The sequence below is a fragment of the Myroides guanonis genome, assembly GCF_900114085.1.
Classification (GTDB): Bacteria; Bacteroidota; Bacteroidia; order Flavobacteriales; family Flavobacteriaceae; genus Flavobacterium; species Flavobacterium guanonis.
In genome coordinates, this window is record NZ_FORU01000013.1 from 35,305 (window position 1) to 60,073 (window position 24,769).

At 33.7% G+C, this 24,769-nt stretch carries 13 protein-coding genes; 6 read left to right on the forward strand and 7 right to left on the reverse strand.

The window, feature by feature from the left end; translation table 11 throughout:
- Nucleotides 1–2: 2 nt before the first annotated feature.
- The 6 genes from BM024_RS10785 to BM024_RS10810 form a co-directional block, all read right to left on the reverse strand.
- Nucleotides 3–539 (reverse strand): NADPH-dependent FMN reductase, encoded by a 537-nt coding sequence (locus BM024_RS10785; RefSeq protein WP_090680093.1) that lies wholly within the window; start codon nucleotides 537–539, stop codon nucleotides 3–5.
- Between the two features lie 3 nt (nucleotides 540–542).
- Nucleotides 543–860, reverse strand: coding sequence for a GNAT family N-acetyltransferase (locus BM024_RS10790; protein WP_090680095.1), 318 nt, complete (start codon nucleotides 858–860; stop codon nucleotides 543–545).
- Nucleotides 861–1,608: 748 nt separating this feature from the next.
- Nucleotides 1,609–3,567: an OmpA family protein gene (locus BM024_RS10795; RefSeq protein WP_090680096.1), complete on the reverse strand. Its 1,959-nt coding sequence runs from the start codon at nucleotides 3,565–3,567 to the stop codon at nucleotides 1,609–1,611.
- Between the two features lie 12 nt (nucleotides 3,568–3,579).
- Nucleotides 3,580–4,509 (reverse strand): PorP/SprF family type IX secretion system membrane protein, encoded by a 930-nt coding sequence (locus BM024_RS10800; protein WP_090680098.1) that lies wholly within the window; start codon nucleotides 4,507–4,509, stop codon nucleotides 3,580–3,582.
- A 10-nt stretch (nucleotides 4,510–4,519) separates the two neighbouring features.
- Nucleotides 4,520–14,152, reverse strand: coding sequence for a T9SS type B sorting domain-containing protein (locus tag BM024_RS10805; protein ID WP_143077763.1), 9,633 nt, complete (start codon nucleotides 14,150–14,152; stop codon nucleotides 4,520–4,522).
- 1,600 nt (nucleotides 14,153–15,752) lie between these two features.
- A complete protein-coding gene (locus tag BM024_RS10810; protein ID WP_090680102.1) occupies nucleotides 15,753–16,400 on the reverse strand; it encodes a rhomboid family intramembrane serine protease in 648 nt (215 codons plus the stop codon).
- Between the two features lie 97 nt (nucleotides 16,401–16,497).
- On the opposite strand from BM024_RS10810, the gene BM024_RS10815 reads away from it, so the two are divergent.
- The gene (locus BM024_RS10815) at nucleotides 16,498–17,394 is read left to right on the forward strand and encodes a lysophospholipid acyltransferase family protein (RefSeq protein WP_090680104.1); all 897 of its coding nucleotides are present in this window, start codon (nucleotides 16,498–16,500) and stop codon (nucleotides 17,392–17,394) included.
- A 140-nt stretch (nucleotides 17,395–17,534) separates the two neighbouring features.
- A complete protein-coding gene (locus BM024_RS10820) occupies nucleotides 17,535–18,404 on the forward strand; it encodes a pirin family protein (RefSeq protein ID WP_090680105.1) in 870 nt (289 codons plus the stop codon).
- Between the two features lie 86 nt (nucleotides 18,405–18,490).
- Here the strand turns inward: BM024_RS10820 and glmM are convergent, their stop codons facing one another.
- Nucleotides 18,491–19,879 (reverse strand): phosphoglucosamine mutase, encoded by a 1,389-nt coding sequence (glmM, locus tag BM024_RS10825; protein ID WP_090680107.1) that lies wholly within the window; start codon nucleotides 19,877–19,879, stop codon nucleotides 18,491–18,493.
- A gap of 102 nt (nucleotides 19,880–19,981) precedes the next feature.
- Here glmM and BM024_RS10830 point away from each other — a divergent pair, with 102 nt between their 5' ends.
- The 4 genes from BM024_RS10830 (at nucleotide 19,982) to cysK (ending at nucleotide 24,761) form a co-directional block, all read left to right on the forward strand.
- Nucleotides 19,982–20,572 carry an acyl carrier protein phosphodiesterase gene (locus BM024_RS10830; protein ID WP_090680109.1) on the forward strand — a complete coding sequence of 197 codons (591 nt, stop codon included), beginning with the start codon at nucleotides 19,982–19,984 and terminating at the stop codon, nucleotides 20,570–20,572.
- A 177-nt stretch (nucleotides 20,573–20,749) separates the two neighbouring features.
- A complete protein-coding gene (locus BM024_RS10835; RefSeq protein WP_090680110.1) occupies nucleotides 20,750–22,564 on the forward strand; it encodes a chloride channel protein in 1,815 nt (604 codons plus the stop codon).
- Between the two features lie 422 nt (nucleotides 22,565–22,986).
- Entirely contained in the window at nucleotides 22,987–23,814 is an 828-nt protein-coding gene (gene epsC / locus BM024_RS10840; RefSeq protein ID WP_090680111.1) for a serine O-acetyltransferase EpsC, read from the forward strand.
- 11 nt (nucleotides 23,815–23,825) lie between these two features.
- Nucleotides 23,826–24,761 (forward strand): cysteine synthase A, encoded by a 936-nt coding sequence (gene cysK / locus BM024_RS10845; RefSeq protein WP_090680113.1) that lies wholly within the window; start codon nucleotides 23,826–23,828, stop codon nucleotides 24,759–24,761.
- Nucleotides 24,762–24,769 lie beyond the last annotated feature (8 nt).

The window sequence follows — 24,769 nt, forward strand, 5'->3', positions numbered from 1 at the left end:
TTTTACAATTCTCTTCTAAACTTGTCTGTTTTTTCCTTTAATTCAGTGAGTAATTCCATATTAATTATGCCATTAACCTCATCAAAATTCTCATAGTACTTGGGAAGTGAAAAACTATCTCTGACCTGTCCTCCAAAAGAAGGGAAAACTTTTATAGCTATGTTCAACGAGTTTTGTCCTCCGTATCCACCTGGAGAGGTTGACATTAAAAACATAGGTTTTTCCTGAAACACTTTCAATTCAATACGAGAACACCAATCAAATAGATTTTTAAAACTCGCAGTCCAATTTCGATTGTGTTCAGACAATGAACAGATAATAGCATCAGACTGTTTAATCTTTTCTAAAAACCGTGTAGCTCCATCTGGAAAACCGTTTTTTTCTTCATCTATAGAAAATAACGGAACTCGATAGTCATTCAAATCTATTACTTCTACTTCTCCTGATGGAAACATAGATATGGTAGATTCTACTAATTTCTTATTAATGGAAGTACTTGAAGTACTCGCAGCAAATCCTACTATTTTTACAGTCTTCATTTCTTATAATTTTTCATAGTTAGGAAAATCCTTTGACACTACACGTTTCCATTCAGGATGACGCTTGATATAAGCAAACACTAAAGGACATAAAGGAAATAACTCATAGTTATTTTCTTCTATATACAGTAAACTCTTCTCTATAAGAGCGGTTGCTACACCCCTGCCCGCTAATTCCTCAGGGCTTTCTGTATGAATTAACTTGATAATAGAAGCTTCTTCTATATAATCTATAAATGCAATGAAACCCTCCACAATTAATTCAAACCTCTTAGTTTCTGCATTTTTAGACACTTCTAATTTTAAATATTCTTCTTTCATAATATCTATTGTTACTCTTGATTGTTTCTCAAAGATAACATTCAATTTTTCTTTTCTTGTTATCCTAGATTAAGTTATTTTCTCTATTACCCACTCTCTTTAATTTACTTTACTTATTCTTTCTATCGCAAAACTAGAGGAAAATACAAAACTCGTTTTTGCATTGTGATTATTTTGATATCATTTGATATATAATGATTTAAAATATTTCATAAACACCTGTATATCAAAACTTAAAAATATTAAAAAAGTACTTTGTTCGGAGACTCTTCGGGGATTTCTAGTGTTTACTTTGGCTAGAGGCTCGTTTTCCGAACAAGACCCGAAGGAGACTCGAACAAAACACAAATAAAACACAAGAATTAGTATTTTTTGACACTCAATATTTTGGTTTTAGCATCTATCTTCTGTTAAAGAAAAAGTTCTGCTAGGAGTATAAGCATACGCGTAAAGGTCACTAACATCCTTTTTAAGAGGGTTTAATGGGAAAAACAACCTCTTTTGTGCAAAGAATTATTAGAGGGGCTTAGAAGGAGATAAATAGAATTTATAGATAATTAAAAAACAAACATACTTCAATAGCTAAAACTATTGGGCTTATTTAATTATGAGGGTAATGGTGTCCTGTTATTAGGGAAGCTTACAAGTACTCTATATTAATAAAAAAACGACGACCTCTTTTCAGAGATCGTCGTTTCTTTTTCTCAACCTTAAAGGTTTAGACAGTTTCTAAAACCTGTAATTAAATTTACAATTCTATCACAATAAATTCACTACGACGGTTTAACTGATGTGCTTCTTCAGAACATGGAACACCATCTGCACATTCATTTACCAATTGGTTTTCTCCATATCCTTTCCAAGTAAGACGTGCACGATTAATACCATTAGCTACTAACCAATCCGCCGTTGATTTAGCACGACGACTCGATAAATCTTCGTTGTACTTATGAGAAGCACGACTGTCAGTATGCGAGCGAATATCTATTTTCATAGTTGGATATTCTATCAAAACTGCTTGTACTTTAGCTAATTCTGCTGCTGCATCTGGACGGATATTGTGCTTATCTAAATCAAAATAGATTGGATTTAACTTTAATACTTTAAATAAGTCATCACCTTTTTTAATTTCAATACGCTTTTTATCTAACTCCAAGTCAGCCTTAGTAACTCCTGTTTCGTTTGGTAACACTACTGTTTTTTCAACAGTGTTGTATCCTTCTAAACTAGCGTTAATTCTAAACTTAGTACCACATGTCAAACTAGGGAAAGAGTAAAAAGCATTCGCATCAGCTTTTGTTTCTGCTACTAAATTAAAATCTGCATCATACAATTTAACTTCTGCAAAAGGCAATCTCTCTTTTGTTTTTGCATCGTATACAACCCCCTCAATTCCTTGAATACAATCTAATACTAGAGCACGCAATTCATTAAAAGAATAAATATCATCTTTACCCACACCGTTTACACGATTAGAACTTAGAAATCCTTTTTTGCTATCTACATTAATATAGAATGAAAAATCATCTAAAGGACTATTAGCAGGTTCTCCAATATTTTGAACTTTTGAAAAACTACCATCTTCTTTAATCTTCGTTACAAAAATATCTAGTCCACCTAAACCTGGTCTTCCATCTGTAGAAAAATAAAGTTCATTGTTTTCAGTAATGAATGGAAAACTTTCTCTTCCTTCAGTATTGATTTCTTCACCAAGATTTATTGGCTGTCCAAAACTTCCATTCTCTTTGATTTCAACTTTGTACAAGTCTGATTTGCCAAAACCATTTGCTCTGTCGGAAGCAAAATACATCCACTTACCATCAACTGTTAAAGCTGGATGTGCTGTACTAAATGCATTACTATTGAAAGGCAATTCTTCTGCTTCAGACCATTTTCCTTTTTCATCTTTTGATGATTTGTAAATCTTCAACAAAGTGGTTTTGTGTGCATCTTTTCCTCTTTTTCCTTTATTAAAGTTATTTCGAGAAAAATACATTGTCATTCCATCTTTTGTTAGAACTGGTGTCGACTCATTGAACTTAGTATTAAGCTTTTTTGCAAAAGTTTCTAAATCTCCATAAGTACCATCTTCTTTAATCTCTACTGAATACAAATTTGTAAAATACTCACTCGTCCAACTGTGAATTTTCTTTGAAACAGTTCCCTTTTTACGTGCTGAAGCAAAAATCAATTTCCCATCATAAACAGTAGTTCCATAATCAGAAGCTCCACTATTAAACGGTACTAATTGTAATTCATAACGTCCAGAATTAGCTTCTATCTCAGCTCTATAGTCTTTTGAACCTTCAATTAACTTGGTACGAATATCTTCTGCCTCTAGTTTATTGAACTGCTCTAATACTACAGTTGCGCGGTCATACTCTTCAATAGATTTCAAAGTTTGTGCATAGCGGTAATAGTATTCAGAAGCTATCTCATTGCCTTCTATTTCTTCAAACAGAATAGAATACCATTTGTGAGCTTCTATTAGCTTACCATTAAAATAGTACGCATCTCCCAAGTTTTTCAAAACCTCTGGTGTATGATACCCTTTGTTAGCCACATGCTCATACAATTGAATAGCATCAATATAAGCAAAGCGTTCCATTCGAGTGTCTGCACGTTTAGCTTGCGCCTCTTGTGCTTGTGCAGTTGTTCCTAAAACAAGAAGCACAAACATTACTAAAAAGTTTATATAATTTCTCATGTTTCTTGTCTTTTAGAAGAATCGTGGTGTATTGATTCGGTTATAGCGATTAAACAATTCAAAACGCATAAATATTTCATGCGAACCCGAGTTGTAATGTGCTAATTTGGTCGTTTCTGCATCATAACTATACCCTATTAGTAACCCGTCATTTACTTGGAATCCAACCAATCCACTAACAGCTGCATCCCATCTGTAAGCAGCTCCTACAACAAACTTATCGTTAAACATGAAGTTAGCTGTTAAGTCAACCTGTAAAGGTGCTCCTTCCAAAGCTTTCACTAAAAAAGCAGGCTTGAACTTTAAGCTAGGATTCAAGTCAAAAACATAACCTCCCATAACATAAAAATTCATCTTTTGCTTCATAGTTGAAACTGCATTATCATCATATCGAGTTGTCTCCAACAAATGAGGTACAGAAACACCAAAATAAGACTTATCAGAATGTAAGTAAATACCTGCACCTACGTTTGGAGTGAACTGATTTTCTACATTTTGTTCAAACACAAAGTCTGAAGAATTATCCATTGAAAGTTTCGTATAGTCAACATTCAATAGATTTGCTGTTCCCTTTACACCAAAAGACAATTTATAATTTGATCTAAGATCTATGGTATAAGATAAATCAATTGCTAAGTTGTTTTCATCCATAGCACCAATACGATCGTTCAAATAAGAAACTCCTAAACCAAGTTTAGAATCACCTAATGGTGTGTTCATTGAAATATTTGCTGTTTGAGGAGCTCCATCAAGACCTACCCATTGGGTTCTATATAATCCAAACACACTCATTACCTCTCGCGAACCAGCATAAGCAGGATTCACTTGATTTGTATTATACATATAGTGTGTGTATTGAGGATCTTGCTGGGCATGCATTGCTGCACTGCCCAGAAACAAGATTCCACAAAACGCTGTTTTTATTGTTTTATGAATTTTCATCGTTTTCAAATTAATTAGATTCTAAATGAATGTATCCTGATTGATCCATAGTTTGTGTAGTTCCATTACCCAAACTAAAGTCATACTTCACAACGTAGAAGTATGTACCAGTAGGCAATTTCTCACCACCACTTACTACATGTTTTGTATTAGCATACCCTTTAAACACATTACCGTTTGAATTGTAATTTGTTGTAGTGTATACTAATTTACCCCAACGGTTGAAAATCTCAACTGTGTTACCTGGATAACATTCAATACCTTTTAATTGGAATTCATCATTCACGCCATCTCCATTCGCAGAAATTGCGTTTGTAAACTCAATTTTACAAGCCACATGAATAGTTTGTTCAAACTCAGTTTCATTTCCGCAAGAATCTGTTGCCGTCCAAGTTCTAAGTAAATCATATCGGTTTGGACAATCGCCAGCTATTGTTTCTTCAGTAAAAGTTACATTAACAGTACCACATGAATCAATTGCTTTTAATTGCTCTCTCTCTTTCAAATCTTCACATGATAAGAACAATTCTTTTGCAGGTAATGGATCAACAAATACAGGAGCTGTTGTATCTTCAATTGTTATTTTTTGAACATGACTCGCTGTGTTCCCACAAGAATCTGTAGCTGTCCATGTTCTAACTAATTGATAGCTTCCTAAACAATCTCCGTTTGTACGTAACTCCGTAAATTCGATTTTAGCTGTACTACAAGCATCAACTGCATTCATAACAGCAGCTTCAGGAATTCCAGCAGTACACTCTAAAGTTAAATCCTTAGGTAAGTTTGTTGTAAATACTGGTGCTACATCATCTACTATTGTAAATGTAGCAGTCGTTTCACTCTCGTTTCCACAAGAATCTGTAGCTGTAAATATTACAGTAGCTGTTCCTGTTGAACCGCAAGCTTTAACTAACCCTGTAAAGTTATTTGTCCAAGTAACTGTATTGGAACAAGCGTCTATTGCTTTTGCCCCACCGTGATTAGCCAACCAAGCAGCTAAATCATTCGCGTTGCCATTACCATCACAAGCAACTGTCGTGTCTATTGCTTCCACAATAAAGTCTGGACCTATTGTATCGACAATTGTAAACGTAGCCTGCTTACTAGAAGTGTTTCCACACTCATCAGTAACTGTAAATTTAACAACCGTATTTCCTGTTTTTCCACAAAGAACACTTGTATTTACAACCTCTGTTGTCCAAACTAATTTATCAGCAGCAGAACAATTGTCTGATGCTACTGCATTTCCAAAAGTAGCCAACCAATCTTTGTAAGCTTTTATATTACCAGCTCCATCACATTCAACAATTACATCATCTGGCGATTTTGTAAATTCTGGTGCTGTTTTGTCTTCAACTGTAATAGTTTGTGTGAAAGAAGTTACATTTCCACAAGAATCTGTAGCCGTCCATACTCTAACTAAATCATAGCTATTAGCACATAATCCACCAACTTTTTTCTCTGTAAATGATATTACAGCTTCACCACAGTTATCAGTAGCTACTAATATAGGTGTCGCAGGAACTACATCACATGAAACAGTCATTTTAGCCACTGGTAATGTTCCTACAAACTTAGGTGCTTCTGTATCTACAACAGTAAAAGTAGCCGTAGTTGTAATTTCATTACCACAAGCATCAGTTGCTTTGAAGATTACTTTTACACTTCCCGCATTTCCACAAGTTGTTACAAAATTAGCTGGAACATAATCATTTGTCCATTTTACTGTTGAACAAGAATCTGTTGCTTCTGCACCTGCATGGTTTGCTAACCAATTATCTAAAGCTTGTTGGGTGGTAGTACCACATTGTACTGTTAAACCTTGAGCCTCTTTAACTAGCGTTGGTTTTAAAGTATCTACTACTTTAATAGTAGCACTTGTAACTTCTGTATTACCACATGAATCTGTAGCTGTAAATACTACAGTAGCATTTCCTGTGTTTCCGCAAGCTGCTGTTAATCCAGTGTAATTATTAGTCCAAGTTACCGAGCCACATAAATCAGAAGCGATTGCTCCACCGCGATTGTTTAACCAAGTTGTTATTTGAGTATCCACATTAGTACCACATTCAATCACTAGATTATCTGCCGGTTTATCAATAGAAGGAGCCATTTCGTCTTTAATGGTAAATGTCGCTTGCTTACTAGAAGCGTTTCCACACTCATCAGTAACTGTAAATTTAACAACTGTGTTTCCGGTTTTTCCACAAAGAACACTTTTATTTACAATCTCTGTATTCCAACCCAATTTATCATCAGCAGAACAATTGTCTGTTGCTACTGCATTTCCAAAATTAGTTAACCAATTTTGAAAATCAGCCTTATTTCCAGTTCCATCACATTCAACTGTTACATCTTGTGGAACAACATCGAATACTGGAGCCAATTTATCTGCAACGATAATGATTTGTGTATGTGAAGTTGTATTTCCACATAAATCTGTAGCTGTCCAGGTTCTTTTTACAACAAAGTTATTAGCACAAGTACCATCAACTTTTGTTTCTTTAAACTCAACATCCGCAGTACCACAGTTATCTTTAGCTGTTAAAGCAGCTGCTACTGGAACGTCATTTAAACAAGAAACGGTAATATTAGAAGGAAGGACCTCAACAAATTTAGGTGCAATCTTGTCTTCTACTGTAACTATTTGAGTATGTGAAATTGAATTTCCACATTCATCGGTAGCTGTCCATATTCTTGTTAATACAAAACTATTAACACATGTACCAGCTACTTTTGTTTCTTTAAACTCAACATCCGCAGTACCACAGTTATCTTTAGCTGTTAAAGCAGCTGCTACTGGAACGTCATTTAAACAAGAAACGGTAATATTAGCAGGAAGATCCTCTACAAATGTTGGGGCAATCTTATCTTCTACTGTAATAACTTGTGTATGTGAAACAGAGTTACCACATAAATCTGTAGCTGTCCATATTCTTGTTAATACAAAACTATTTGCACAAGTACCATCTACTTGAGTTTCTTTAAATACTACATCAGCAGTACCACAATTATCCTCAGCCGTTAAAACTTCTACTGTTGGAACGTCGTTTAAACAAGAAACTGTATTATTAGCAGGTAGATCTGTTTGATCAAACTTCGGTGCTACTTTATCTTCAACGGTAATCGTTTGTGTAAAGCTTGTTGCATTTCCGCAAGAATCTGTAGCCGTCCATACTCTAACTAAATCATAGCTATTCGCACATAAACCACCTACTCTTTTTTCTGTAAACGATATCACCGCTTCACCACAGTTATCAGTAGCTACCAATATTGGCGTTGCAGGAACAACATCACAAGAAACAGTCATTTTAGTTACTGGCAATACTCCTACAAATTTAGGTGCCTCAGTATCTACAACTGTGAAAGTAGCTGTAGTAGCGATTTTTCTACTACAAGCATCAGTTGCAGTAAATGTTACTGTATAACTACCTGCTTTTCCACAAGTTGAAATAAAATCAACTGTTTCGGAATCATTTGTCCAAGTTACAATTGAGCAAGAGTCAATAGCTTCTGCACCACCATGATTTTTCAACCAATTAGTAAACGCTAATTCTGTATTAGAATTACATTCTACTGTTAAGTCTTGAGCCTCTTTTGTAATTGTCGGAACTATAGTATCTACAACTTTTACAGTTGCCATTGTAACACTCTTATTATTACAAGCATCTGTTGCTGTGAAAGTAACCTCAATCGGTGCTCCACATACAGTTAACTTTCCAGCGTAATTATGAGTCCATGTAACCTCTCCACAATTATCTGTAGCAACAGCTCCACCAAAGTTACTTAACCACGCGTTTAGTTCATCTTCCACATGAACACCACATTCAATCTCTAAATGAGATGCTGGTTTTTCAATTATAGGTGCTTTCGTATCTTTAATAGCAAAAGTAGCTTGTTCAAATGCCATATTTCCACATGCATCCGTAACGATAAAGTCAACAATTACAGTCCCTGTAATACCACAAATAGTGTTGGTGTCTTCTATATGAGTGGTTGACCAAGTTACAATACCACAGCTATCTGCTGCTTCTGCACCACCATGATCAGCTAACCAAGCGTGGAATCCATCAGGTCCATCAAGATTTCCTTTACCATCACACTCTACTATTTTACTTTTTGGTTTTTTCGTAAAAGTAGGTGCGGTAGTATCTACAACTGTAAAAGTTGCTACAGTTGTTGCTTTATTACCACAAGGATCAGTTACTGTAAAAGTTACTAGGGCACTTCCAGTACCTGGACACGAACCCTGTGTAACAACTGTAAAATCATGATCCCATTCTAAATCTACATCATTACTACAACCATCAGTTGCTGTGGCTCCACCATTACTGCCTAACCAAGCATCTAACAATTGTTGATAATTTGCAGACTTACATTCTAGCGTTAAACCTTCTGCAACCTTAGTTATAGTCGGTGGTGTTTTATCTTCAATAGTAAATGTAGCTATTTCTGAAACCTCATTTCCACAAGCATCTGTAGCTGTAAAAGTCACTGTATAACTACCTGCTTTTTCACCACAAAGAGCATCAAAACTAATAGTATCAAAATTGTTTGTCCAAACTACAACACCACATGCATCAGTTGCCACTGCTCCACCGTGGTTTCTCAACCAACTCTCTAGAGCTTCTGTTGTGTTTGATTCACAAGATACCGTTATACTTTGTGGTTTTCTGTTTAAGACTGGAGTCACTTTATCTTCTATAGTGATAATTTGCTCACACTCAACCTCAACCCCACTTACATCTGTAACTATAAAAGTTCTTGCAAAGCTTCTAACTCCAGCTATACAAACAGAAATTTGACTGTCACTATAAGTATATGTTGTAGCACCACAAGATGTAAGAATTGTTGGAATTCCTGTAATTTCAGGACCATATCCTTGTTCACAACTTGTTATTGTTATATCCGAAGGACATTCAATTTGCAATGTACAACAAACTGGTGCCTCTCCCTCAATCACTAATGGAGTACAGTTATTAGCATCTGTAAAAATAAGAGAATACGCTGTTCCTTTAGCAATAGTATCTGATGTCCAAACGTCACCATTAAACGACCCTGGCGCTCCTGTTCCCGAAACTAAATAAGGTCCTTTCCCTGTCAGTTCTACAACAATATTATAAGTCTGTTGATCTATAGAACAAATTAAATCAGTTGTTCCTATTAGAACTTCATTATTCAAAAGAACTTTAATTTCACCTATATTACTTTTACAAGCTCCATCCGCAATAAATCTATTGATAACATAATACGTTCTTCCATCTACTAAAGGTGTGTTTAAAGGTAAACGTGTATTAACTTTATCTGCAATTGCCTCTTGCTCATTTTCATACCACGATAAGTAAAATCCATTAGTAAACGTTACGTCTTCTAACGTAGGAACCTTTCCATCTAATGACGGATTACAAATTATCCTAGTTTGTTGGGGAGGATCAATCGTCAAAACACCATCAACTGGTAAAATCATTGGAATTAAATCTTCTAAAAGAACCTGATCGATTCCCTTTGGACAGCTCGGTGTATTACAAGAAGAGACATCTATATTTTGGAAAACCATCACAGCAATTTTTCCAAAGTCATGATTACAAGTTAGACTTACTTCATCATTAACTGTGTATTTCAATGGAACATTGACAAGTTTAATACGTTCATCAACACTGATATCCTGAGTTACTTTATAAATATAACCGCGATTATCAAGTTGATCTATTCCTTTATATTCTACCTTTCCTGCTGGTTGTATATAATCTTGTGGATTACCCACTATACTCCATCCTACTGGAAGTTTTATGGCAAAATAATACTCATCCGTAATCGCATCAGTATTTTTATCAGCACCTGTATTCAATAACTCGAAATTATATTTCGCTCTAAGATTTCCTCCTACTGTTAGTACAGGGTCTAAAACAACCTTATGAGTAATAGTTTCTAACTCTGGGAAAGAATCGGAACCACCTTCAATTAAAATACGTTTTGAAGTAGCTGGTGCAAGATCAGCTTCAGCTAACTCTGCTCCACAAATGTTCGTTCCTAAGCCTGTAAACCCTAACTTAGCACCACTTCTAAAATCACATCCATTTATATCAAAAAACACTTTTACCTGAACGCGATCTAACGTATTAAGTTTAACTGTATTTGGTAGACTAAGGTTAAGTGTATCATTGCTTACTATAAAGTTCGTCCCCGCAGTAAAAGTAACTGTAGGATTCAAATCTGTAACATTAAAAACATTACTAAATTCAAATCTATCGAAGACCAATCCTGGTGCAGTATGTAAAGGAATACGCACTTTTAATTCATCTACTTGAGTGTCTCCTCCATTATGAATTTCAATAGTATACCACAATTCTTTACAAAAATCTTGTTTGTCATTTTGATTAGAAGCATCCACAATAGATGTTTGCAAATCATCTTCCAAATCCTTATGTGTTAAAGTATATTTTGCTAAACCACAACCTTCTGCGTTATTTGCAGGATATGTATCTGGTGCGCAATTATAACCCGCTACCAGTGTCAATTCTTCAACCTTACAATCAATTATTTTTGAAGTAATTTTATAGAATTGTGAACCACCCCCTCCAAAGTTTCCTAATTTATATAAACCATTTTCTGGTGATATCGCAGCCCCCTCATTAGAACCGTCAAAACCAGAAACAGGAATTATAGTCTCTATTCCTAAAGCACCGGAGTCTTTAGAAATCCAAACACTATTAAAATTTCTTTTTCCTTCACTTTCAAGCTTAACAATCCAAGATACTTCCGTTCCATCAGGACTTAAAGTTCCCAACTCAGCTCCATTAGTTAGAGACAGTTTTAAACTACCAATACCAGTGTTGTATTTTAAAGCTTGTGTTTCAGTGAAAGGAGATTCTACTCCTGCTCCATCATAAACAACTCCTTCTAGCTTTATAGCTACTTGCAATTCTTTAGCCGTTATAGTAGGTTCACAACCCAATAAAACTACAGTAGGTACAATCTCTATTACAAATCCTTCATCAAAAAGAGCTGTATTCGTAATAGCATTTAAAATAGTTGCTAAATCTACTATATACGCCCCATTTGATACTGCAAGACCAGATATTGTAGCCACATTATTTATTCCTAACCAAGGCTGATTTTTTATGACAACCTTAACCCCTGTCATTTTTAAATAATCAGGCACAGTTAAAGTAGCTTTAGTAGCTTTAAAAAGCTTTCTAAACTCTTTAGTAAAAATAGCATCTTGTCTGTCTAATTCAAAAACAGTAGCTGTAAATGTAGCTATATTGGTATTTTCTTCACAAGAAACGAAATCAACAGTTCCTGCTTTAAAATTAAATGCAACAGGCACATAAAAACCAGTTGCTGTGTAATCCCTTCCACAAGCCAAGGCTTCATTTCCACGTATTAAATATGATTTCGTTGGAAACTGAACAAACTCTTCACTAACCTCATTTGCTTTAATTTGTAGAGAAAGTGTTACAGTATCATTATCCAAAAGTACATTGTTTAATGCAGCTTCATTTGACACCGAAAACTCCACAATAAAACTTCCTGCATTTTCTTGAACTACTAAGTTTGAAAATGTATGAGGAGTACCATTACGTGTTACCACCACTTTTCCAGTATTATTCTCAAAATATGCCAATACATTATTGTCTTTTGCAACAACCATACGAATCGTTGTAAAAACTTCACCTGCTTGCATCACAACTGTAGAACTTTGAGAAATCTCTAAAAGATCTCCTGCAATAAAAGTTCTAATTTGAACATCATTGGAATTTGCAATTGTTCCAACAGTAGGTATTCCAGGTCCATCCACTGCATACCCTAAAGACACGCGCTTCAAAGAAGCTGCATGGTTTTGCAATCCATTAGTACAAGGTCCAGCATCACAATATCCATTTAACTTTGTTTCGTTACATTTGAAAACGATAGAAGTACATGGACTATTAGCTGCATCCTTTTTATTCAACTCTCCCCCTACTCGATACCATAAATCAGACATCATAGGGCAACTCAACTCTAATGGGAATTTTAGACGTGCCGTCGAAAGATTCAAATCTGTATTCAAGTCCCAAGGAGCTGTTCCATACATAAATGTTAATTTATATTCGCTATCCGAACCTGTCGGAACAGCTACTACAGGAAAACCACCAAGGGTCATTGCAATAGCAGTCGCATCAGAAATAGATAAATCAGGAGATAAACTAATTATTACAGAAAACGTATCTCCTACTGCTAAACCAGCAGCAGGAATTTTAAAGTTTTTAAACAAGAAATCTGCTTCAAAAGCCTCTCCTGTTGTAATATCAATTTCTCCAATATTTTTCCCATCAAAAGAATAGGTTGCCTCAGCAGTCACCGATCCATTTGCCAAAACTGGCGCGCAAGCACCACTAAATGTATAAGACGCATTGAAATAATTTCCGTTATTCGTAAACGAAGTAGGTGCTGTAGTACAATTAGCTTGTGTACTTTCCGGTGCACTTATATACTGGTCAAATGTAATCACAACACTTTCTCCTGGTTCTAATGCTGAAATGCTTATTTTAACATTCTTAGGCTCATTACCTGGAGTTCCTATGACTGGTGCTGAACTACCATTTATTTTAATAGTATTCGGATTAATATTACCACCTAGTTCATTCGTTCCAATTTCAAACTCAATAACTGATGTAGCCGTACCTCCTTTATTGGTAATAGTCCACGTTTGCGGAACATATCCATTAAAACAAGCCGCTACAGATGTATTTGCTTTTACCTCTAATTGTGGTGCATTCGCAGCCTTTATGTTTATAATACTTTTTGTTGTACCATTTACACCTGAGTTGGTACATTTTTCTGAACAGCCATAATACACCTCATAATCTGTAGCAGATAATTCGCAAGCTACAATATTTACTTTTTCTGTAAAAGAAATTGTGCCTCCTGACTTTAAAGTATTTCCTGTAAAAACAAGTTTATTTGAATCACTCGTATCCACTGCCCATCCATCCACAACACCATAAGTCAGATGTTCTAATCCATCCCCTAATATGCGTGCTAAATAAATTTCAGAAATTGCACCCGCACCCTGATTTATTATCGTAATCGTACGTTCTACCTCATCTCCAACATTTCCTAATATCGGACTCGGTGAAACAGAAACTCTTAATACTGCATGGATAACATTAATAGCTTCACTTGTATCTGGTTGATCTACTCCACAACCTGAAAAAGTATATTGTATTACATTTCCATCCGCAGGTTTTCCAATTACCTCACATAATGCTTTAACCTTAAAAGTAATAACCATTTCTTCGGTTATAGATCCAGCAGTAATCGTTGGTAATTTTATCTCTCCTCCATTTACTGTTACACTATTCATAACCGCATTATTACCATCTACTTTTACGGTATTCGTATCCAATGCAAATCCTGGAGGAATCACAAAATTCAAAGTACCATTTGTACATTCCGTAGCGCCCTTTCCTATTTTTACGGAAAACTCCTTATAGTCTGCACAAGCATCTAATCCAACTAATTGACTCCCTGTTATAAGGGTCTGCGCTTGTGATTGAAATGCCACTAACGAAAATAAGGAAGTAAAGAACAACAACAGCGCCATTCTATTCTTCCTTAGATTCGAAAAAACATAATTTAATGTAGTTTTATAACTCATAAATTTTAATTTAATTTCTATTCTTCTTTTTCAATCTTTTATCTAAAAAGATCTTCTCACATTTATTTACTATATCACATTATTAACAAATTTTTAGATTATACTTTATCATAGTTTTCAATTTTATTCCTTTAACCCTAATGTTCTATATTCATACTATTATAAAACACCCAAAAACTTCTCTTCGAAACATGCAGACATACCAATGCTTTCACTAATCCATCTTTAAAAAGACTAGTAAAATCATTTTGTAATAAAACATTTTGGGAGAGACTTAGAAAATCTTATTTAAGAATTTCAAGTTAGATAAGAGAACTAAATGGTATTTCATAGTTAGTAAGTTTTGATGTTTATTATAATATATTGGCTTTTTAAAGTCTCCTACTTCATTATTCAAACAGCAAACTAATAAGAAGATTTAATATTCCATTCTATGTTTATTTACAATAAAACACACAAAACAGCATACATAATTAATCTTCTATCTCAATTGTCAAAATTACGAACTATATTAATTTGACAAAACAAACTCTAAGACACACGACATTTTTATTAATAACTAAAAAAAACACGCTCTTTTATTAAAAATGAAACAAGTCATTTAATAAATTAAATATGAAATACAAAATTATAGTATAAATTACACTAACTATTATCATTCTCAATGCGCGAACAATTATCGTGATTAAAGATTTTAACTTTTTTAACTTTAAAAAAACGACTAATATTTAAAAAATTGAAACATTAATCAGAATACAAACAAATTACAAACAAATTTATTACATATTGTCATTTATGTGTTAAAAAGCAAAAAAGCAAACCTACTCTACTTCATTAAGAAGATTAAATATATTTCTTACTTAGAACACAAAATTTCATATAATGAACCACAAAGTTTAGTAATTATAGAGGAAGTTTTTCTTCATACACTAAACAATTGTTCTAAAAAACATGAATGGAATTGGAGAAGTTCAAAATTGTATAAAAGAATCTATATGAAACATTAATATACAGTATGGGAAGGCATAACTCTATAGTGTCTTAAAGCTCTATAAGTTTCTATTAGATCGATTTGTACTCCTATGTTTGTTTAGAAATTGAAGATGCTGTTATCTATTACATTTAATTTTATTGATCTAGAATATTGTTAAATACAAATCAGCAAGCCTTCACATCTCAAAAAACAATTCATATTTCTAACGATACTCTTTGCAAGGGTTATTCAAAGGCTACTCACTCAATAAGTGAACACTATTTGCTACCGATCTGAAAGAATTTGTGGTCGATGTTTCATGTAGAGCACATCGATAAAAAGCTAGTTAGAAATTGTATTTTATAAATGGTTTCTATTATTGTTATGAAAAGCTGATAACAGACATACTAACTGTTGAAATATAAAATACTCAATTGATTAAATGTCGTAAAACAAAACATTTCTATCATGAAACCAAGACTATGAATACTAAGGTTTGTATGCAAAATTATGTCTAACTTTATGAATTAAGCCTTAAACAAAGAGTACGATAAACTTTTTTACTAAAAATTAGTTATATCTATTCTTATATCCTCTTAGAATATTCATTTTTATAGATTAAAAATTCTATATTTTTTTTGATTTTACCATATAGAACAGTACAGCTATAGGTATCAACAACAAACCGATTATCATGGGTTCTGATTCTATTAATTGAGGTGCACGAACTAAGGTAAGAACTAATCCTCCAAGTGCGCCACCAAAATGTGCAGCATGACCGATATTATCTTTATTTGCTTTCATTCCATATATTGAATAAAACAAGTATCCTATCCCAAAAATATAAGCAGGAATTGGGATTGGAATAAATAATAAAAATAATTTCATTTCGGGATTAATCAATATTGCAGCATATACAATCCCCATAACAGCACCTGATGCCCCTATTGCTCTGTAATTATAATTGTTTTTATAAAAATACAAGGTTAATGCACTACCTACTATTAGACTACCGAAATACAGTAACAAAAAATAAGCTGATCCAAATATCTGAACAACCAATGGTGCAAACATAAAAAGCGTAAACATATTGAAAGCTAAATGCATCAGATCTCCATGCAAAAAAGCAGAACTAATCATTCGATACTTTTCTCCTTTCAATATACTACCTATATGAAATTCATATTTTGAGAAAAACGAGTAGTCTTTAAATCCTTTAAAGCTTATTAAAGCCGTGATTGCAATCAATAACACCAATATTATAGGAGTTGCCATATTTGAAATTTTAAGTAAAAATACTCATTGTTTTACAACGCTGAAATATTTCACCTCAAAAATAGATAATAAAGTATCTTTGTAGAAACTTAGTTTTATGAATTACCTTGTATATATACTGGCATATCCTTTTCTTTGGCTTTTCTCAAGAATACCATTTGCTCTTTTTTATATATTTTCTGATTTTATGTATTACCTACTCTACTATGTTGTAGGATATCGTAAGAGAACGGTTAGAAAGAACTTAGAATTAGCTTTTCCCAATTTAAACAAAGAAGAACGACTAGAAATCGAAAAAAAATCATTTCGTCATCTTTGTGACACTTTTCTCGAGATGGCCAAAACAATTAGTTTACCAGAGAAAGAAATGAGAAAACGTTTTCAATTTACAAACCTAGATTACCTTTTAGAGTTAGAAAAAGAAAACAAAAGTATTATGCTATTCTGTGCACATTACGCTAACTGGGAATGGACAATTGTTTTAGGAAATCAAATAAATTTTCAAGGTTTTGCTGTTTACAAAAAAATAAACAATCCTTATTTCGATGCTTTTATCAAGCGTACACGTTCTCGTTTTAATACCATATTAATAGAGATAAAAGAAACGATACGAGTAGTTAGAAAAAATGAAATAGATAAAAAACATGGTGTTTATGCTTTCATCAGTGATCAATCTCCTATGGTTAGTCAAACCAACTATTGGCATGAATTTATGGGAATTGAAGTGCCTGTTTACACCGGCGGAGAAGCTTTGGTAAAAAAGTACGACATTACCCCTCTTTATTTAAAAGTAGAATATGTTTCTAGAGGGCATTACAAAGCTACTTTTGTTCCTTTATTAAATGAAGATGAAGTTTTAAAAGAAATTCCAAACTACGAAATTACCAATCGCTTTTTAAAGGAAGTTGAAAAACAACTTATTGAAGCACCTGAATACTACTTTTGGACTCACAAGAGATGGAAGCATAGAGGTAAAAAACCTAAGAACTTATAAAATTATGATTGATGATAATAACTGTCATATAACTCTGATTACACAATAGATATAGACAACAATCTAACTAATTTTCTTAATCTAGGTTAACTTTTTTCTATATATTAAGTAGTAATTTTATAGTACTAAAAAACAGAGATATGAAAACAGTTAATAAAATAGTTAAACCCCGTACACCGCATTTTGTAGGTGATGGTTTTCGAGTACATAATTTTATTCCTAGCACACCCAATATGGATATGATAGAAATGGATCCTTTCATCAATTTCGATTATAATTCCAAATTCAATTTTTCGCCAACTGATATTCCCAGAGGTGTAGGTGTACATCCTCACAAAGGTTTTGAAACCGTTACAATTGCCTATCATGGACAAATTGAACACGGAGATAGTAGTGGCGGAGGAGGAGTTATTGCCGAAGGTGATGTACAATGGATGACAGCAGGTTCAGGAATTTTGCATAAAGAATTTCACGAAACAGAATGGAGTAAAAACGGAGGTGTTTTTCAAATGGTACAGTTATGGGTAAATCTACCTGCAAAATTCAAAAACACGGCACCTAACTATCAGTCGCTCAAAAACGAAGCTATCACCCGTTACAACTTAGATAACAACAATGGCTTTATAGAAATAATTGCAGGGGACTATAAAGGTATTAAGGGGTCGGCTACCACCTTCTCTCCAATTCATATGTACAATCTAAAGGCTAAAAAAGGTGCTGAAATTAACTTATCATTCCCTTCTCATTATTCTACATTGTTATTGGTTATTGAAGGAGAAATTAAAGTGAATGACGGTGAATTAGTACAAACCGACCACGTGGTTTTAATGAATAGAGACGGAGAGGATTTCAATGTTCAAGTTTCTTCAGATGCAATAGTATTAGTGCTGTCAGGAGAACCTTTAAAAGAGCCTATCGCCCACCATGGACCCTTTGTGATGAATACACGTCAAGAACTTATTCAAGCTTTTGAAGATTTTCAAGCAGGGAAATTCGGAGAATTAAATTAATACTATTCAACAAATCCATATTTAAGCCAAAAAAGGCTGTGTTTTATAAAACACAGCCTTTTTTTAATCTTTTAAGATTTACAGTATTAAATACCTGCTATCACTTTAATTTCCTCAATAATTCGAGAAGCTAATCCGTCTGCATCATCTTGTGTCGGTGCTTCAGTATAAATTCTTATTATAGGTTCTGTATTTGATTTCCTAAGATGTACCCATGATGTAGCGAAATCTATTTTAACGCCATCAATAGTAGATATATCTTGATTACTGTAGTTTTCTGCCATTTGTTCTAATAGCATATCTACATTTATCTTAGGAGTTAATTCAATTTTATTCTTACTCATATAATACTGAGGATATGAAGCTTTTAACTCTGCTACTGTCTTTTCTTGATTCGCCAAATAAGTCAAGAATAAAGCAACTCCAACAAGTGAATCTCTTCCATAATGTAGTTCAGGATATATAATACCTCCATTTCCTTCACCACCAATTATAGCATGATTTTTCTTCATTAGTTCAACTACATTTACTTCTCCTACAGCTGAAGCAGCATAATGCCCTCCATGTTTTTCTGTAATATCTCTCAATGCTCTCGAAGAAGATAAATTGGAAACTGTATTTCCAGGTGTTTTACTTAAAACATAGTCTGCACACGCCACGAGAGTATACTCCTCTCCAAACATTTCTCCATCATTCGATATAAATGCCAAGCGATCGACATCTGGATCTACAACAATTCCAAAGTCAGCATTCTCTTTAGGAACCAATTCACAAATAGCACCTAAATGCTCTTTTAGAGGCTCAGGATTATGAGGAAAGTCCCCATTAGGTTCACAATATAGCTCTACAACCTCAACACCCATTTTTCTTAGTAAATTCGGTATTATAATACCTCCCGAAGAATTTACACCATCAACTACTACTTTAAAATTCTTTTTCTTCACTGCTTCTACATCCACCAACGGCAAATCCAACACCTTATCGATGTGTATATCCATATAATCATCTCTATGTATTATTGTTCCCAAAGAATCTACATCCGCAAAATCAAATGCTTCTGCTTCTGCTAATTCTAAAATTTGGGCACCATCGTCTCCACTTAAGAATTCTCCCTTCTCGTTTAGTAACTTTAATGCATTCCACTGTTTGGGATTATGTGATGCAGTCAAAATTATCCCTCCATCAGCTTTCTCCAATGGCACTGCTACTTCAACAGTAGGAGTTGTAGACAAACCTAAATCTACTACATTAATTCCCAACCCAACTAATGTTTGTACTACCAAGTTATGAATCATCGGTCCTGATATCCTTGCATCTCGCCCTATCACAACCGTTAATTCTTTGTTTATATTACTGTTCTTTAAAAAGGTTCCGTAAGCTGATGCAAATTTAACTGCATCTACTGGAGTTAGGTTATCTCCTACTTTTCCTCCAATGGTACCACGGATTCCTGATATAGATTTTATTAAAGTCATACTTTTAGTTTTTGCAATTCTTTATTCCAACAAATATAACAATTGATAAAGGTTTTTAACAATACACTGCAAAAAAATCATTTTAATGTTTTACTTTGTAGTATGAATTTTTTAGCCCACATCTATTTGTCAGGAAATGACTCATCTTTACAAATTGGTAATTTTATTGCCGATAGGGTAAGGGGTAGGTTATATCTTGATTTTTCTCTCGGAATTCAAAATGGTATTTTATTACATAGAGAAATTGATTCTTATACTGATTTTCATCCGGTTTTCAGGGAGAGCAAAAAAAAATTAGTTCCTAGATACAACCATTATTCTGGTGTATTAGTAGATATGTTTTACGATCATTTTTTGGCAAAAAACTGGAAGATGTACTCAGACCAATCTCTTGAAGAATATGTTCGTGATTTCTATCTATTGTTAGAAAGTAATTATGAGGTTTTACCTAAGGCTATACAAAACATGATGCCTACAATGACCATGGAAAATTGGTTAGTCAAATATCGTAGCATAGATGGACTAGGCTATATTTTGAAACAAATGGACTCTAGAACAGATTATAGCTCGAAAATGCAATTCGCAACGGAAGAACTTGAAATGTACTATGAAGACTTCCAAGCCGAATTCACTTTTTTCTTTGAAGAAATCCAACTACACTTGAAATCCTTTAAAGAGTTGAAGGGTTATTAAACTATTTTATGTAGCTTTTTGACAATCTCTATTTATATTAATGCTTTTTCCATTTTATTACGGTTCAAACATAGCGATAAAAAATACTTATAAGTACTATAATCACAGAAAAACATAATTCAATTTTTGTGATGTAAATAAACTTGTCACTCTAGCTTTTTCAAGTAATTTTACACTATGAAATCGACATCAAAAAAACATATTAAAACTTCTCTAATCAAAGCCTTTAACTATATAGAGGGTTTTGTTTTTTTCTTAAAATCGATACTTTCTGATAGACAATTCATCTACCTATCTTGTGTTATTGTTGGAGCTTCATCTGCTCTGGCTGTAACTTTATTGAAATATTTTGCACATTCTGTTTTTGAATTTGTTAGCTATATTGACAATATTTTTCACTTACCATACAGTAATAGTATACTGCCGATTATTGGAATATTTCTGACCGTGTTTATCGTAAAACGCTTTCTTGGAGGAAATATAGAAAAGGGGACTTCTCAAATTATGATTGCTGTTGCTAAGCGTTCAGGAATGATGCCCAAAAAGCAAATGTATGCACAAATTATAACAAGTTCTTTGACGGTTGGTATGGGAGGTTCTGCAGGTTTAGAATCCCCTATTGCTATCACAGGTGCAGCTTTTGGGTCAAATTATGCACAGAATTACAAATTAAGTTATAAAGACCGTACACTTCTTTTAGCTTGCGGAGTTGCAGCTGGGATTTCTGCGGCCTTTAATGCACCAATTGCTGGAGTTCTATTTGCTATCGAAGTTATATTAGCTGACTTAAGTGTAACTGCTTTTATACCAATCATGATTTCTTCTGCCACCGGATCAATTGTTTCTAATCTTATCATCAAAGAAAACATATTACTTGCTTTTAAACAGGAATTATTATTTGATATCGGCAATACCCCCTACTATGTTATTTTAGGAATCACAACTGGATTAGTATCTGTATATCATGCACGTATGTTTCGGAGAGTGGAGCACTATTTTGACAAATTCAAAAACAAAGTTTATACTAAAGCTGCCATTGGTGCTTCATTACTCGCCCTATTAATTTTCTTCTTCCCTACATTATTTGGAGAAGGATATGAGAGTATTAAGGTGTTATCTAGTGAATCTCCAGAGAAAATATTAGAGAACACCTTGTTGTCTAGCTATAGTTCAAGTAGTTGGGTTTTATTGTTTTTTGTAGGAATCACAATGATGGTTAAAGTATTTGCAACAGGTTTGACCCTAGGAAGTGGAGGTAACGGAGGTAATTTTGCTCCTTCTCTTTTCGTTGGCTCCTATTTGGGTTTTGTATTATCAAAATTCATTAATCTAATTGGTTTTAAGGAACTTCCTATTAGCAATTTCACTGTTGTCGGTATGGCTGGTGTATTGAGCGGGCTTTTTCACGCACCACTAACTGCAATATTTCTGATTGCTGAAATTACTGGAGGTTATGGTCTAATGGTACCTCTATTAATAGTATCATCTATTAGTTTTGGTATTTCAAAAAACATGGAAAAGCACTCTATGGATATTAAGAACATTGCTGAAACAGGAATGGTATTTACCTCAGATAAGGACAAAAACATTTTAACCACTATACTTCCACATCAACTTATTAAACAAGACATTAAAGTTTTAAATTTAAATAACTCTACTGAAGATTGTGTAAACATCTTTAGCCAAACGAATCAACTATTTATTCCTGTCTTAGACGAAGAGAATCACATCATAGGAATCATCAACATGAACACAGTGAGACCTATTATATTCAGTCCTTTTCAAACTCGTTTTACACCACTTAAAGATCTTATTGAAAGACCATTAATTGTGTCCTATTCCGACAGTACCGAAATAATTATTGAAACAATTGAAAGCAATAAAGTAGATTACGTTCTAGTACAAAAAGACAAGAAATATTTTGGATATCTAGAAAAAAGCGATCTACTTGAGGCCTACAGAATAAGCCTAAAACAAATGAGAATTGAATAAAAAAAAAGCTACCTTTGGAAAGGTAGCTTTTCTTTTTCATAGCAACTCTATGTTTTTCGTATTGGACAGAACAACAAAACAACAAAACCAAATTCTATTCTTGAGTAGCCATCTCTAAATAGTTTAAAATTTAATCCCATCACAATCTCGAAACACAAAGATGTTTTTTACTCTTTATTTGAAGACAAATGTAACACAAATTCCAATATTTCCTATAGCCAAGACTGCATTTTAACATCAATTATCGTTTAGCGATACCCCTTGTTAAATATCCATTTTCCAAAGTTCTCTTCTACTGTATTTTGAAATACATTAATCTTTTGTTATTAGTTTTTGTTTAAATATTTTTTTAAAATAAAATCCTTAGTTTTGTTATACATCTCGCTTAAGAGCCCTAAAATACATTAATTTTTAACATTACTATGACAAATCAATTCTTCAATAAATTACTTGAAAACAATTTAGGTAGCGATATATATTTCGACAAGAAAAGAATTGAAAAATTTACTGATAACCTTTTTCACTTCCTATTTCAATTAGAGGATCGCAAATATCACTCTAAAGAAGCATTACAAATTAGAATCGACCAATTCAAGAATGAATTGACAGCTCTTCTATTCAATATTAATAAGGATGCTGATTACACTAAAAGTGTTGTAGATTCTTTTTTTGATTCTTTGCCGAAAATTTATTTTAGTCTATTAGATGACGCACAATGCATATTAGATAATGACCCTGCCGCGACTTGTCTTCAAGAAATTTTTATATCATATCCTGGTTTCTATGCTATTTCTATTTATCGTTTTGCCCATCAATTACATCAACAAAAAGTCAAACTGATTCCAAGAATATGGACGGAATATGGTCATAGTAAAACTGGAATAGATATACACCCTGCAGCTGTAATTGGTAATTCCTTTTTTATCGACCACGGAACAGGTATTGTTATAGGCGAAACATGTATCATTGGAAAAAATGTAAAACTATATCAGGGTGTCACATTAGGTGCTATTTCAGTAGCCAAAGAAAAAGCAAATACGAAAAGACATCCTACAATTGAAGATGATGTTGTTATTTATGCTGGTGCAACAATTCTTGGAGGAGAAACCATTATAGGAGAAAATAGTGTCATTGGAGGAAATGTATGGATTACTAAAAGCGTAATTGCAAACTCAATCATATACAGTAAAAGTAAAGCTTACTCAAAGAACCAAGATACCGTTCCCACTCCAATTAACTTTATTATTTAAATATTTATATTATGAAAGTCAATTCTATATTAGAAACCATTGGAAATACTCCACATGTCAAAATAAATAAACTCTTTCCAAATAATTCAAACGTTTGGATTAAAGTAGAGCGCCAAAATCCTGGCGGTAGTTTAAAAGACCGTATTGCTCTAGCAATGATAGAAGATGCTGAAAAAGCTGGTATAATAAATAAAGACACCACTATAATTGAACCTACATCAGGTAATACTGGTGTCGGTTTAGCAATGGTATGCGCTGTAAAGGGCTACAATCTAATTCTAGTTATGCCAGAGTCAATGAGTATTGAAAGAAGAAAACTAATGGCTGCCTATGGAGCGAAATTCATCCTTACTCCAAAAGAATTAGGAACAGCTGGAGCTGTAAAGAAAGCCACGCAACTCGTTGAAGAGACTCCTAATTCATGGATGCCAAATCAATTTGAAAACAAGTCAAACCCTAATATTCATGCTACAACTACTGCTCAAGAGATTTTAAAAGATTTCCCCCAAGGAATTGACTACTTAATTACCGGAGTGGGAACTGGAGGACACATTACTGGAATTGCATCTGTTTTAAAACAAAAGTTTCCAAATCTGAAAGTATATGCTGTAGAACCAAAACTTTCTGCTGTTTTAAGTGGAGACAAAGCTGGACCACATCCTTTACAAGGAATTGGGGCTGGATTCATTCCAGAGATTGTAAATCCAGAACTATTCGATGGAATCATCACTATCGAAAAAGAAGAGGCTTACGCTTATACCATGAGAATTGCAAGAGAAGAAGGAATCCTTGCTGGGATTTCAACAGGAGCTTCCTTAGCTGCTGTTGCTAAAATTCTACCAAGCATAAATGCTGAAGCAAAAATCTTAACTTTCAATTACGACACTGGGGAACGATACTGGTCAGTAGATGATTTATTTGATGAAAGCCAAGCTATCATAAAATAGGTAAATAC